Origin of the sequence: Sinorhizobium sp. BG8 (assembly GCF_016864555.1) — a bacterium.
In the GTDB taxonomy this organism is placed as follows: domain Bacteria; phylum Pseudomonadota; class Alphaproteobacteria; order Rhizobiales; family Rhizobiaceae; genus BG8.
In genome coordinates, this window is the sequence record NZ_CP044012.1 from 148,725 (window position 1) to 161,151 (window position 12,427).

A 12,427-nucleotide genomic window follows, 5' to 3' on the forward strand; every position below is an offset into this window, starting at 1 on the left:
CTAGGCTTTCCACCATCGACACATGGAAAGGAAAGCCGCATGCAACAGGTCCTGATCGAAAAATACGGCGAGGCGCGCCTGCCGCGCTATACCAGCTACCCGACAGCGCCGGCCTTCTCGCCGACTGTCGGCGCCGGCACCTATGGTGATTGGCTTTCCGACATCAAAGCTAGCACGGACGCCTCGCTCTACCTCCACATCCCCTTCTGTCGCTCCATGTGCTGGTACTGCGGCTGCCACACGACAATAACCAGCCGCGACGAACCGATTCTCGACTACATCGACATGCTGCGAAAGGAGATCGGTCTTGTTTCAAAGCAGGTGGAGGACCGTCTCAAGGTCAAGCACATCCACTTCGGTGGCGGCACGCCGACGATCATGCAGCCGGAAGAATTCCTCGACCTTATCAGTCTGCTGCGCGCCCGCTTCGGCCGCCTCGCCGGCGCGGAGATCGCGGTTGAGATCGATCCGCGTACGCTGACCGCGGAAATGGCCGCGGCACTCGGCGCGGCCGGCGTCACGCGCGCCAGCCTTGGCGTGCAGAGTTTCGATCCCGTCGTCCAGAAAGCGATCAACCGCATTCAGAGCGAGGCACAGACTGCGCAGGCCGTGACACGGCTGCGCGCCGCCGGTGTCGGCGGCATCAATTTCGACCTCATCTACGGCCTGCCGCACCAGACGGTCGCCTCCTGCATCGAGACGGCAAACGCGGCGGTCGCCATGCAGCCCGAGCGCTTTTCGGTCTTCGGCTACGCTCACATCCCCTCTTTCAAGAAGCACCAGCGGCTGATCGACGAGCGTGCACTGGCGGATGCAGCACAGCGCGCGGAGCAGGCCGAGGCGATCGCCGAAACGCTCGTCTCTGCCGGCTATGTCCGCATCGGTCTCGATCACTATGCCTTGTCCTCCGATAGCCTTGCGCTCGCCGCCAAACGCGGCCGGCTAAGACGCAACTTCCAGGGTTACACGACGGACGCCTGCAAAACACTGCTCGGCTTCGGCGCCTCGGCCATCGGCCGTACGCCGGAAGGCTACATCCAGAACGAGGTTCCGCCCGGCATCTACGCCCAGCGCATCGCCTCCGGCCGGCTTGCCACTGTCAAGGGCTACCGCCTGACGGCGGAAGACCGGCTACGGGCCGAAATCATCGAGCGGTTGATGTGCGATTTCCGCGCCGACCTCACCGCCATCGCGGCGCGACACGGTTTTGATCCCGCCCCGCTGCTGCGAGGCAATACGCGGCTCGCCGACCTCGAGGCGGACGGTGCTATCGATATCCATGGCGGTACCGTCACCGTGCGGCAGGATCACCGCTTCATCATCCGCGCTGTGGCCGCCGCCTTCGATGCCTATATCGACCAGTCGGCCCGTACCCACAGCAAGGCGGCCTGAAGCCACTCATCGAGAAAGCAAAAGGCCCGGCGTGGTGTTGCACGCCGGGCCTTTCTCGCCAATCCCGTGTCCTCTAACCCACAAGACCGCGATAGATCGCCGGCAGCGCCGCGGGCAGCCGTGCGATATTGCTGACGATGGCATAGCCGTTGCGGCCAAAGATGGCCGGCACATAGGCCTGCGCCTCGCGGTCGACCGTCACGCCGAAGACGCTGAGGCCCGTGCGCCGCGCCTCGTTGACCGCACGGCGGCTGTCCTCCAGCGCGAACCGCCCCTCGTAGTGATCCACATCGTTCGGCTTACCGTCGGTGAGGATCAGCAGGAGTTTTCGGCGATTCGGCTGCTCGCGAAGCTTCGCCGCCGCATGGCGGATCGCCGGGCCGATGCGGGTGTAAAAGCCCGGCTTCAGCGCTGCGATGCGCGCCTCGACGCCACGTCCCATCGGCTCGCCGAAATCCTTGATCGTTTCGACGCGCACCCAGGAGCGGCGGCGGGAGGTAAAGGTGAGGATCGAATGGCTGTCGCCACAGGCGGCAAGGCCATGGGAGAGCACCAGGAGCGCCTCCTTCTCCACATCGAGCACCCGTCGATTGTCGAACCAGGCGTCGGTGGATAGCGACACGTCGACGAGAATGGTGACCGCGAGATCGTGTGCCTGCGGCCGGCTCATCAGATGGATGCGGTCGCTGCCCTGCCCGCCGGCAGCAAGGTCGGCACGCGTCCTGACCACAGCGTCGAGATCAAGCTCGGCGCCGTCGAGTTGCGCACGCAGCATTTCATGGCGCGGCCTGAGTACTTCGAACTGCCGGCGCACGCGGCGGATCAGGCTCTTCGTGTCGGGATCGGCTTCAGGTACGTCAGCGGAATCGGGTGCGGGCGAGGCCAGCACGCGGCAATGGTCCGGCAGATAGGTGGCCGTGCGATAGTCCCATTCGGGATAGGTGTACTCGCCCGTCAGCCGTGTGCGATCAAGCGCTTCCGGCGGCAGGTCGAGATCGAAGCGGAAGCGGGCGGCGGGGCGACCCTTGCGCTCGCCGAGCGTCATGTCGTCCAGTTCGTCCGCCGCGGAGGAATCGTGGTCGTCGCTGTCGTCGCCGGGGCGGTCGACATTGACCATCTCGGCCATCGCCAGAATCTTCTCGAAACGATTGAGAATGAAAGGACTGCGTTCCGTCTTGCCGTTTTCCGCCTTCTCGCGCAGCGCTACATGGCGACCAGTCTCCGACGCCTCGGGAGTGCCGCCCGTCGCCGGCTGGTCCTCCTCGCCGCGCCCCTCGCCCTCCTCGCGCGCAAGTGCATCCGGCCAGAGCGGCACGGGCAGCATCGGCAGATAGCCTGGCGGCGCGCGATGCGGGAAGATTACCGGCAGTGCGTCGTCGGCAAGCCCCGCTCCCTTGCGCAACAGGCTGAGGATGCGATTTTCGACATGGCGTTCGATCGAGGGAAGCGGTCGGGACCGGCGGGCTTCCAGCGTCGCGGCCGAGAGCCGGCGGTAGCGGCGGGCAAGACCGGGGAAGGCCGCAAGCACAGCCTTCGCGGTGCCTTCCGCCCGGTGGAGAGTTGCAAGATCGCGCTGGAGCGGATCGATTTCCTCGATGCGTTCGAGCGGCATCAGGGCCATGGCGGCGGCGAGCCAGATATAGAGATCCCGGTTGAGGGCGCGGTCCGGGAAAAGATCGATCACGCCCGGCAGCATGACGGTCGCATGGTCGCGGCCGGGCTGCACCAGTTTTTCCTCGCCCAGCCCCATGCGCTGGCGAAGCCTGAGGCGGTGCGTCGATGTTCGCCCGCGCGCCGGCGTGATCTGCACTGCCCCCTCACCTCCGAACCCCCGGAAGCAGACGGCCAGCACCGGGCGTATGTCCTCCAGCCGCACGGCGTGATACGGATGGCGCGCCCAGCTGCCGGTATTGCCCACCAGCCGGTGCCAGGCCCGACCAACCGCTTCCTCAAGCTCCAGAAAATCCAGCATGACGGCCTCAGCGGATCGTCGCGTCGGCGATTTCGAGGAGAGCGGCGCGAACATCCGGCTCGTCGGTGAGCGGTTCGATCATTGCGGCGCGCACAGCGTCGCGCAGCGTCATGCCGCTGTCGATAAGGCAGGCGCAGTAGACGAGGAGACGCGTGGAAACCCCTTCTTCGAGATCACGCCCCTTCAAGGCCCGCAACCGATGGGCGAATTCGACAAGCGGGGCGACACGGGCCTCTTCCAGCCCGCTTTCCGTGGCGACGACGGCAATTTCCTCAGCCTTCGGCAGGAAATCGAACTCGATCGCGACGAAGCGCTGGCGGGTTGAGGGCTTCAGAGCCTTCAGCAGGTTCTGGTAGCCGGGATTGTAGGAAACGACGAGCATGAAGCCGGGTGGGGCCTCCAGAACCTCGCCGGTGCGCTCCAGCGGCAGGATGCGCCGGTCATCGGTCAACGGATGAAGCACAACGGCGACATCCTTCCTCGCTTCGACAATCTCGTCGAGATAGCACACGCCGCCCTCTCGCACCGCGCGTGTCAGTGGCCCATCGACCCATACCGTGTCACCCCCCTTGAGCAGGTAGCGTCCCGTCAGATCGGCGGCAGACAGGTCGTCGTGGCAGGATACGGTCGCAAGCGGCAGCCCGATCTTGGCGGCCATGTGGCTCACGAAACGGGTCTTGCCGCAGCCGGTCGGTCCCTTCAATAGCAAAGGAAGCTGGCGTACCCAGGCCGTCTCGAAGAGCGCGCATTCATTGCCGGATGGGCAGTAGGCCGGGATATCCGATGCGGCGCGCGGCACGTCCTTGAGGATAACGTTCATTTCAATCTCCACGAATGCTTATGGAAAGTGTGCCGGCCCCGCGGGATGACGGGGCCGGCCAGCACTCACTCCGCCGGTTGAACCAGACTGGTGAGGCTGTCGCGACGCTCGCGGCCCGGAACGAGCACGGCCCAGACGAACATTAGCGCCGAGAGGAGCACGGCGACGCCCGAACCGAGGCGGACCCAGTAGAACAGGGCAAGCTGGTCCTGCACGTCCATGAAGTTCTCGCCGAGAACGCGTTGCAGATGAACCTGCACGACGCCGGCAAAGGTGAGCGCGAAGGTCATCACCGACATGCCCGTGCACATGATCCAGAAGCTCGCGATGGAGAGCCATTGGTTGAAGGGCGCCCGGCCGCGGATTTCCGGGATGGCATAGGCCATCATCGCGAGGTTCAGCATCACATAGGCTCCGAAGAAGGCGAGATGGCCATGTGCGGCTGTGACCTGCGTGCCATGGGTGTAGTAATTCACCGACGACAGCGTGTGCAGGAAGCCCCATACGCCAGCCCCAAAGAAGGCCATGACCGAGCATCCGATCGACCACAGCAGTGCCGCCTTGTTGGGATGGTTGCGGCCGGCCTTCCAGGTCATCACGAAAGTGAAAATGACCATGGTGAAGAAGGGCGCCACCTCCAAGGTCGAGAACAGCGAACCGATCCACTGCCAGTAACCCGGCGCGCCGATCCAGTAGTAGTGGTGGCCTGTGCCGAGAATGCCCGAGAAGAGGGCCAGTCCGACAATGACGTAGAGCCATTTCTCCACGACTTCGCGGTCGATACCGTTGAGCTTGATCATCAGGAAGGCGAGCACGGAGGCCATGATCAGCTCCCAGACGCCTTCGACCCAGAGATGGATGACGTACCACCAGTACATCTTGTCGAGCGCCAGGTTCACCGGGTTGTAGAAGGCGAAGAGAAAGAAGAGCGCGAGACCCCACAGGCCGAAGAGCAGGATATTGATGACCGTTGTCTTGCGACCCTTCAGCGCCGTCATCGTGATGTTGAAGAGGAACATCAGAACGACCACGACGATGCCGACCTTCGCGATGAAGGTCTGTTCAAGGAATTCGCGCCCCTCATGGATGCGGAACATGTAGCCAACGACCGTGAGACCGGCCGCCACAAAGAACATCCAGAACTGGAGAACGGCGAGTCTCGGACTGAACAGCTCCGTCTCGGTCTCCTCGGGGATCATGTAGTAGGTCGCGCCCATGAAGCCCATGAGCAGCCAGACGACCAGCGCATTGGTGTGGATCATGCGCACGATATTGAACGGCAGGAGCTCGGAAAGCGTGTTGGGCAGCACGTAGATCGTGCCGGCCAGAACGCCGAAGAGAACCTGGGCGAGGAAGAGGCCGAGTGCGCCGTAGAAATACAGCATCGCGACCTTTTGCGTTTGATACTTCATGTTTTGTCTCCTGAAACGCTTGTCGCTCAGCCGGCGTCGTTCGGCGGCCAGTTCTGGGTCAAGATGCGGCTCGTCCATTCCAGGAAGTCAGCCAGATCGTTGAGTTCCTGTTCGGTGAGGTTGAACTGCGGCATCTGCCGCCGGCCTTCCGCCCCGCTCGGCTGCGCGGCCATCCAGGCCTTCAGCGCCTCTCGTGCACCCTCCGGGTCGTCGACCCCGCCGTAGCGCTTCCACACATTGCCGAGTTCGGGCGCGAAATAGGCGCCTTCGCCGAGCAGCGTGTGGCAGTTGATACAGGCGTTCTTTTCCCAGACATGCTTGCCGCGCGCGACGCTTTCGCTGAGCGTCGTCTCATCGGTGGAGGATGTCCGGATGTAAAAATGACTGTGGGCCGTCAGCCCCACGAAGATCGCGAAGAAGAAGATGGACCCGCCGTAGAAGACGTTGCGGGCCCCTGTTTTGGTTAGGCGCTCTGCCATCCCATGGTCCTTTCCCTTGCCGGCCCCCATGGGCCCGGCGCCAAAACCCGCCGCTCGGTCTGCCTGCGATGCCCTCGCCGGCAGTGCGGGACGTCTTCGTTCTAGCTGCGCGGGAAAAGCCTTCTTTGTGCTTTGGCAAAGAGCGGCGCGGTCCGTCAGCCGATCAGCGTGACGGCAACCGTCCGGGCCAGTGCGACCAACAGGAGAATCGCCGGCCATGCGAGCAGCGCGGGCCGCAGAACGCTGCGGCTCGCACGCAGATCCATGAAGTCGAGGACGACGATCCGGCTTTTCGCGTAGGCCATGACGAGCACCGCGGCGATCGGCACGAGCAAACCGCCGCTGAGGCCCCCCACAAGCGCACCGCCTATAGCGAGCGTCAGCAGCATGGCGAGGGCGGCGACGAACTGTTCACGGGCCTGTCTGGTCATGAGAGCCTCAGGTGAGATAGACGATTGGGAACATCACGAGCCAGATCAGATCGACCACATGCCAGAGGGTGGCGATCATCACGACATTCTCCCGCGATGGGCGCCAGGCGACGATGAGCAGAATGCCCGCGCCGAAAATGACGTGGAGCAGGTGAAAGCCGGTGACGATGAAGTAGAGCTCGGAAAGTCCACCCGCCGCGGAGATACCCGAGCGGATTTCTACCGAATATTCGACGAGCTTCATGACCGTGAACGCGAGGCCGGAAAGTGCTGCGAACACTAGGGGACGTCGCACGGCATCCGTGCCGCGACGAACAGCAAGTGCCGCCTGCCAGCCACTGAAGACAAGAAGTACGGAATTGAGAGCGGCAAGCCCCGAATGGAGATGCACCCGAAGAAGAGACGCGCCCTCGGAATCCATCACCGTCATCACCATGAAGGCGACAAGCAGCGCACCGAAGGCGGCAAGCTCGCTCCACACCAGAATCCACAACAGCAGGGAGCCTGCCTCACCCCGCTCCGCCATCTCGGCAGGCATGCCCATTTCGTCCGTCGTCGCCATAGGGCTCGTCTAGCGCGGCGAGCAGCAGCCTTCTTTGCTCCGGCACAAAGAGCAGCCGGGCCGGGAGCGCCATGATCGCGGCAAAGGAAAGGAACCCAATATGACGGACGCGCAGATCGGACTCATCGTCGCCGCACCGGTCATCGCCGGCTTCGCGCTGGTGCTCTACAGGATGGGCGTTTTGCAAGGGGCGGGAACGCTCTCCGCCGTCGGCGCCTCCGTCGTCATCGCCGTCGTACTTTTCTTCGGCCAATAGGAGACCACATGAGCGGACCGACCCTTGCCGCGGCCGATATCGGCCGCCTCGAAGCGCTTCACCAAAACCTGCTCGATCTCTGCCTGCGCCTCGAAGAGGCTGCCGCCGATACGGATGTCACCGCGGAACTGAGGGACCTTGCGGATGCGATCCCGCCACTTCTCGCCGCCGTCCACAACCTGGAGGAACACCTGCTTTTTCCGGATTTTGACAGACACGCCGGTTCCTGCTTTGCCGCGATGGCTATCGAGCGCCTGAAGGCTGAACATCGTTGTGACAGGCTTGCCGGCGAAGAGCTGTCCCTGACCCTAAAGGCCGTTGCCGAAGAGCGCTGTGCTTTGTCGCCGGAGACGGTTTCGCGCATGATGGTTGGCTTTCAGGAGAGCCTTCGCCGCCATGTCTTTTCGGAAATGATGATCCTGGAGGCTCTGCTCTCCGCGAAAGCAGAGGCGCGGGACATCTTCACCTGAACCGTCCGTCAATCACGCCCCATTGCGACGTTACGGCCACGCGAAACCCAGGCCGCGCCCTCCTTCTGGTGCAGGAAGCCATTCGAGAAGCGGACGCCCGGATAGACCTCCGCCAATTCGGCAACCGCCTCCCCGCCGTCAATCTGCCCGTCGAGCACAGCGCGGTACAGCGCCGCGATCTTGGCCATATCGCAATCCTGCGGGGAGAGCCGGACGCGTGAAAGACCCGCCTTGACCAGCGGCGCCAAATCATCGACAAGCACTGCGCAGCTGTTCGACATGGTCTGGACGCCGTTCAATACGAGGAAGGACTGTCGGTCGAGCGTGCGCAGCGGCAGGCCGTCGGGCTCTTGGCCGCAGATGAACTGGCAATTGTCCTTCGTCAATCCCTTCGATCGTGCGTGGGCGCAACGCGCCGAGATGGCGAGCGGCATGCGGCCAAAGGCAAAAATCTCGAAGGAGAACCCCGGCATGGCAGCCAGTATCTGTTGGATGGAGGCGGCTGGCAGCTCCGGCGGCAGACAAATATTTTGCGCCCCGCGGGCGGCGAGCAGCCGTGCCGTCGCTGCGTTGTAGACGTTGACCAGCGGCCCGATCGCATGCGGCCTGCCCTTGAGGAGGCCGAGCGCAGAAAGATCGTTTGCTTCGATCGGGTGGATGCTGTCGGTGATCAGATCCCGCACATGGCGGCTTTCCCGTGGGAGCGTTACCATGGCGAGGGAGGAAAGCGCTACCTGCTTGCCGGCCGCCTCCAGCCGCTCGACGACTTCCGCGATGTACGGCTCACTGAAATGCTGGCGCTTGGAACAGACCGTTTCGCCGAGCGTCACATGCTCGACTGCTGCCTCATCGGCGATCCGGAAGTAGAAATCGCGCCATTTCAGCCCCTCCCAAAGGAAATAGACCGGCCCGAGGCTCAGCGCCGGTTTGCCTGCCGTCGTCATATTGGTCTCCTACCGCCAACGCTTGTCATAGGCGCCCGTCGTCGTACGCTGGCCTTCGCTCATTGCGCGCAGCCGGGCGACAAGCGCGGCACGCTCGGCGGGCGATGCGCCGAGTGCCTTCTTCAGGGAGGACACCACTTCGGCGACATAGGCCTTGCCGCGCTGGCGCCCTTCAATTTTGAGTGCCGAGACGCCAGAATCGCGCAGCGCATCGATCTGGTCCATGACATCGAGCGAGACGGGATCCTCGAAGGCATAGCCCTCGACGTCGCCGATCTCGAAGCGGCCCTTGCAGAGCGTCGGATAGCCGGAGGCCTCACCGGGGCCGAAACGGTTGATCGTATAGTCACCAAGTTCGGAAACGAGGTCCGCTCCGTCCTGCCGGTAGCGCACATGGCTTGCCGGCGAGCAGACACCGTTCATGTTGGGCGATTTGCCGGTGGCGTAGGAGGAGAGAGAACAGCGCCCCTCCGCCATGACGCAGAGCCCACCGAAGGCGAAGACCTCGACCTCACAATCGATCTGCGGCGTCAGCCGGGCAATGTCCTGCACGGTCAGCACGCGCGGCAGCACGACGCGCTTGGCCCCAAAGGCCTCGATGAGGAAACGGATCGCGTCCGGGTTCGAGGCGGACGCCTGGACGGAGACATGCAGGCGCTGCTTCGGGTGCCTTTCCGCCACATAAGCCATCAGGCCGAAATCGGCCAGGATCAGCGCATCAGCGCCCATCGCCACGGCATCGTCGGCGGCGGAATACCACAGCGCCTCGTCGCCCGCTCGCATGAAGGTGTTGAGCGCAACGAAAGTCGCCACGCCTTTGCGGCGGGCAAGCGCGATCGACTGGCGCAGTTCTTCGCGGCTGAAGTTCAGGCCCGGGAAGTTGCGCGCATTGGTCTCGTCGCGAAAGCCGCAATAGACCGCATCGGCACCGGCCTCCACCGCCTCGCGAAAGGCGGCGGGCGTGCCGGCGGGGCAGATCAGTTCCATGTCACGTCCCGTCCTTCAAGCGCCTTGCTTCGGATGTACCGCGCCGTGCCGACCACCAACGGTGCAAGCGGCCCGACGAGCGCGCCAAGCTCGCGCGGCAGGTCGATGGCGCTGTCGTCGAGCGCATTGCGCAGCGCCAGCATCGCTTCCATGTCGCCGGTGACCGAGAGGTCACGCGAAAAGAACAGCGCATCCGCATCGCATCGGCCCTCAAGCAGGCCGAGCAGCAATGCAAGCGGTCCGTGGATGTGGGCGTCGGCGGATGGCGGATGCTCTCGCCGCGAGACGGTCAACAGCTGTGTCGCGGGGACCACGGTGAAGTGCAGCGGTAGATCGGCAGGAGAAAAGCAGTAACGGGCCTCCCTATATGCGCCAAGCCGCTCGAAGAGATCGGGATGGGCCTTCAGGACACCTGACAAGACCATGCGCGACACCCGTTCCACCAGCCAGAGGGGAGCGATTTCAACGGGCATTGCAAGAAGTGGAGGAAGGAACGGCATGCGGCTGGCCTTCGGCGAGAAACGATGCCCTGACCCTATGGATCGACGCGCCGCACGAATTTGCGCCAGCACAAAGACGGAGGCGGTTTTCACCGGCAAGTCATTGCTATGAAAGCCGTTGACCCCATTCCACACCGTTTCGATAGTCTTCAGGATTTCGTCGCCCTGCTGGAGCGGCGCGCGCAGCTGAAGCGCATTTCCGAGCCCATCTCCCTGGTTCACGAGGTCACCGAAATCCATCGCCGCGTTCTGGCCGAGGAAGGTCCGGCACTGCTCTTCGAACGGCCGGTCAACGCAGGAGGCAAGGTCCAGTCGATACCGTTGCTGGCCAATCTCTTCGGAACGCGCGAGCGGATCGAATGGGGCCTTGGTCTCGAAACCGGAGGGTTACCCCGTCTTGCAGCCTTCCTTTCTGATCTTCGCGATCCGCAGCCACCACGCTCCCTGCGCGACGCCTGGCAGAAATTGCCGCATGTAAGGGCCGCGCTCTCGATGAACCCACGGGCGGTCACGCGCCCACCCTGCCAGCAGGTCGTCTGGACGGGGGACGACCTTGATCTTGACCGCCTGCCCATCCAGACCTGCTGGCCGGGCGAACCTGCGCCCCTCGTCAGTTGGCCACTCGTCATCACACATGCTCCGGATGATCCGGCCGATGTCAATGTCGGCGTCTACCGCATGCAGAAGCTCGGCCACAACCGGCTGGTCCTGCGCTGGCTGGCACATCGCGGTGGCGCGCGACATCATCGTTTGTGGCGAGCGCTGGGACAGGACATGCCGGTGGCGGTTGTCATCGGAGCCGATCCCGCAACGATCCTCTCGGCCGTCATACCGCTTCCCGACGAGATGAGTGAACTGAGTTTTGCTGGTGTACTGAAAGGCCGGCGACAGGAAACGGCGCGCGGTCTGACGATCCCCACCCCAGTGCCGGCCAGCGCCGAGATCGTTTTGGAAGGGACGGTCTCGTGCAGCGATGTTGCCGATGAGGGACCGTATGGCGACCATACCGGCTACTACAATTCGGTCGAGCCTTTCCCGGTGATGACGCTCACAGCGATCACCATGCGCAAGACCCCCCTTTACCTTTCTACCTTCACCGGCCGGCCGCCGGACGAGCCGTCAAGGCTTGGCGAGGCGATGAACGAGCTCTTCTTGCCACTGGTGAAACGACAGTTTCCGGAAATATGCGATCTGTGGCTGCCGCCCGAGGCATGCTCCTATCGCGCCATGGTCGTCTCGATGGACAAGCGATATCCCGGCCAGGCCCGCAGGGTCATGATGGGTCTCTGGTCCATGTTGCCGCAATTCAGCTACACGAAGCTGATCATCGCCGTGGATGAGGACATCGACGTCAGAATCTGGCCGGACGTGATCTGGGCGCTTTCCACGCGCTTCGACGCCAGCAGAGACCTGATGCTCGTCGAAAATACGCCGATCGACTATCTCGACTTCGCGTCCCCCAAATCCGGACTTGGTGGAAAGCTGGGGCTCGACGCCACCACGAAGATCGGAACTGAAACCGAGCGCGACTGGGGCCGCATCCTCTCGATGACGCCTGAGGTCATCGCAAGGATTGACGGCCTCTGGTCGTCTCTCGGCCTGGGAGAGGTCGGCGCATGAGCACCAAAGGGGTCGTCATCGGTATCTCAGGCGCTTCCGGGGCGGCACTCGGCGTTCGTATCGTCGAGCGACTCGCATCGTTGCCCGAGATCGAAACACATCTCGTCGTCTCCGATGCGGCACGGCGCACGCTGAATCACGAATTGGGCCCAGGCGCGTTGCCGTACCTCCTCTCCATCGTCCATCGCCATCACCCGGTCGATGATATCGGCGCCTCGATTGCTAGCGGTTCCTTTGCCGTCAACGGCATGATCGTCGCCCCCTGCTCCATGCAGACACTTTCAGCCATCGCTACAGGGCGCACCGACACCCTGCTGACGCGCGCCGCCGACGTACAATTGAAGGAACGCCGCCGGCTGGTGTTGCTCGCCCGAGAAACACCGCTGCATCTCGGCCACCTGCGCAACATGTGCGCCGTAACCGAGATGGGCGCCATCGTCATGCCCCCCGTACCCGCCTTCTATCAACGCCCGCAGTCCGTGGCGGAAATCGTCGACCATCTCGCGACGCGCGCCATCGATCTTCTCGATTTATCTCACTCGCCGCTTTCGAAGAGCTGGCAAGGGGACCTTTGATGCTGTG

At 63.5% G+C, this 12,427-nt stretch carries 14 protein-coding genes; 5 read left to right on the forward strand and 9 right to left on the reverse strand.

Features of this window, described 5'->3' with window-relative positions; genetic code table 11:
* The first annotated feature begins 39 nt into the window (after positions 1–39).
* Positions 40–1,392 carry an oxygen-independent coproporphyrinogen III oxidase gene (gene hemN, locus F3Y30_RS21745; protein WP_203427269.1) on the forward strand — a complete coding sequence of 451 codons (1,353 nt, stop codon included), beginning with the start codon at positions 40–42 and terminating at the stop codon, positions 1,390–1,392.
* Positions 1,393–1,465: 73 nt separating this feature from the next.
* On the opposite strand, the gene F3Y30_RS21750 is transcribed toward hemN, so the two are convergent.
* The 6 genes from F3Y30_RS21750 to F3Y30_RS21775 all read right to left on the reverse strand — a co-directional run bounded on the left by F3Y30_RS21750 (position 1,466) and on the right by F3Y30_RS21775 (position 7,068).
* A complete protein-coding gene (locus tag F3Y30_RS21750; RefSeq protein ID WP_203427270.1) occupies positions 1,466–3,364 on the reverse strand; it encodes a nitric oxide reductase activation protein NorD in 1,899 nt (632 codons plus the stop codon).
* A 7-nt stretch (positions 3,365–3,371) separates the two neighbouring features.
* Complete coding sequence (locus F3Y30_RS21755; RefSeq protein ID WP_203427271.1) at positions 3,372–4,184, reverse strand: CbbQ/NirQ/NorQ/GpvN family protein; 813 nt, start codon at positions 4,182–4,184, stop codon at positions 3,372–3,374.
* Between the two features lie 65 nt (positions 4,185–4,249).
* Positions 4,250–5,596 (reverse strand): nitric-oxide reductase large subunit, encoded by a 1,347-nt coding sequence (locus F3Y30_RS21760; protein ID WP_203427272.1) that lies wholly within the window; start codon positions 5,594–5,596, stop codon positions 4,250–4,252.
* A gap of 26 nt (positions 5,597–5,622) precedes the next feature.
* Positions 5,623–6,075, reverse strand: a complete 453-nt coding sequence (locus F3Y30_RS21765; protein WP_203427273.1) for a cytochrome c — start codon at positions 6,073–6,075, stop codon at positions 5,623–5,625.
* Between the two features lie 155 nt (positions 6,076–6,230).
* Positions 6,231–6,506 carry a cytochrome C oxidase subunit IV family protein gene (locus F3Y30_RS21770; protein ID WP_203427274.1) on the reverse strand — a complete coding sequence of 92 codons (276 nt, stop codon included), beginning with the start codon at positions 6,504–6,506 and terminating at the stop codon, positions 6,231–6,233.
* 7 nt (positions 6,507–6,513) lie between these two features.
* Positions 6,514–7,068 (reverse strand): cytochrome c oxidase subunit 3, encoded by a 555-nt coding sequence (locus F3Y30_RS21775; RefSeq protein WP_203427275.1) that lies wholly within the window; start codon positions 7,066–7,068, stop codon positions 6,514–6,516.
* A 100-nt stretch (positions 7,069–7,168) separates the two neighbouring features.
* Between F3Y30_RS21775 and F3Y30_RS21780 the strand changes: the two genes are divergently transcribed.
* Together F3Y30_RS21780 and F3Y30_RS21785 are read left to right on the forward strand one after the other, a co-directional pair.
* Entirely contained in the window at positions 7,169–7,324 is a 156-nt protein-coding gene (locus F3Y30_RS21780; RefSeq protein ID WP_203427276.1) for a hypothetical protein, read from the forward strand.
* An 8-nt stretch (positions 7,325–7,332) separates the two neighbouring features.
* Positions 7,333–7,794, forward strand: coding sequence for a hemerythrin domain-containing protein (locus F3Y30_RS21785; protein WP_203427277.1), 462 nt, complete (start codon positions 7,333–7,335; stop codon positions 7,792–7,794).
* Between the two features lie 8 nt (positions 7,795–7,802).
* On the opposite strand, the gene F3Y30_RS21790 is transcribed toward F3Y30_RS21785, so the two are convergent.
* The 3 genes from F3Y30_RS21790 to F3Y30_RS21800 are packed head-to-tail and all read right to left on the reverse strand — an operon-like array spanning position 7,803 to position 10,225.
* A complete protein-coding gene (locus F3Y30_RS21790; RefSeq protein ID WP_203427278.1) occupies positions 7,803–8,738 on the reverse strand; it encodes a U32 family peptidase in 936 nt (311 codons plus the stop codon).
* Positions 8,739–8,747: 9 nt separating this feature from the next.
* On the reverse strand, positions 8,748–9,725 hold the full coding sequence (locus F3Y30_RS21795) for a peptidase U32 family protein (RefSeq protein WP_203427279.1): 978 nt from the start codon (positions 9,723–9,725) through the stop codon (positions 8,748–8,750).
* Complete coding sequence (locus F3Y30_RS21800) at positions 9,716–10,225, reverse strand: SCP2 sterol-binding domain-containing protein (RefSeq protein ID WP_203427280.1); 510 nt, start codon at positions 10,223–10,225, stop codon at positions 9,716–9,718. The genes F3Y30_RS21795 and F3Y30_RS21800 overlap by 10 nt, the downstream gene beginning before the upstream one ends.
* Before the next feature lie 108 nt (positions 10,226–10,333).
* On the opposite strand from F3Y30_RS21800, the gene F3Y30_RS21805 reads away from it, so the two are divergent.
* Together F3Y30_RS21805 and F3Y30_RS21810 are read left to right on the forward strand one after the other, a co-directional pair.
* Positions 10,334–11,845: a UbiD family decarboxylase gene (locus F3Y30_RS21805; RefSeq protein WP_203427281.1), complete on the forward strand. Its 1,512-nt coding sequence runs from the start codon at positions 10,334–10,336 to the stop codon at positions 11,843–11,845.
* A complete protein-coding gene (locus tag F3Y30_RS21810; RefSeq protein ID WP_203427282.1) occupies positions 11,842–12,420 on the forward strand; it encodes a UbiX family flavin prenyltransferase in 579 nt (192 codons plus the stop codon). The genes F3Y30_RS21805 and F3Y30_RS21810 overlap by 4 nt, the downstream gene beginning before the upstream one ends.
* Positions 12,421–12,427: the final 7 nt, after the last annotated feature.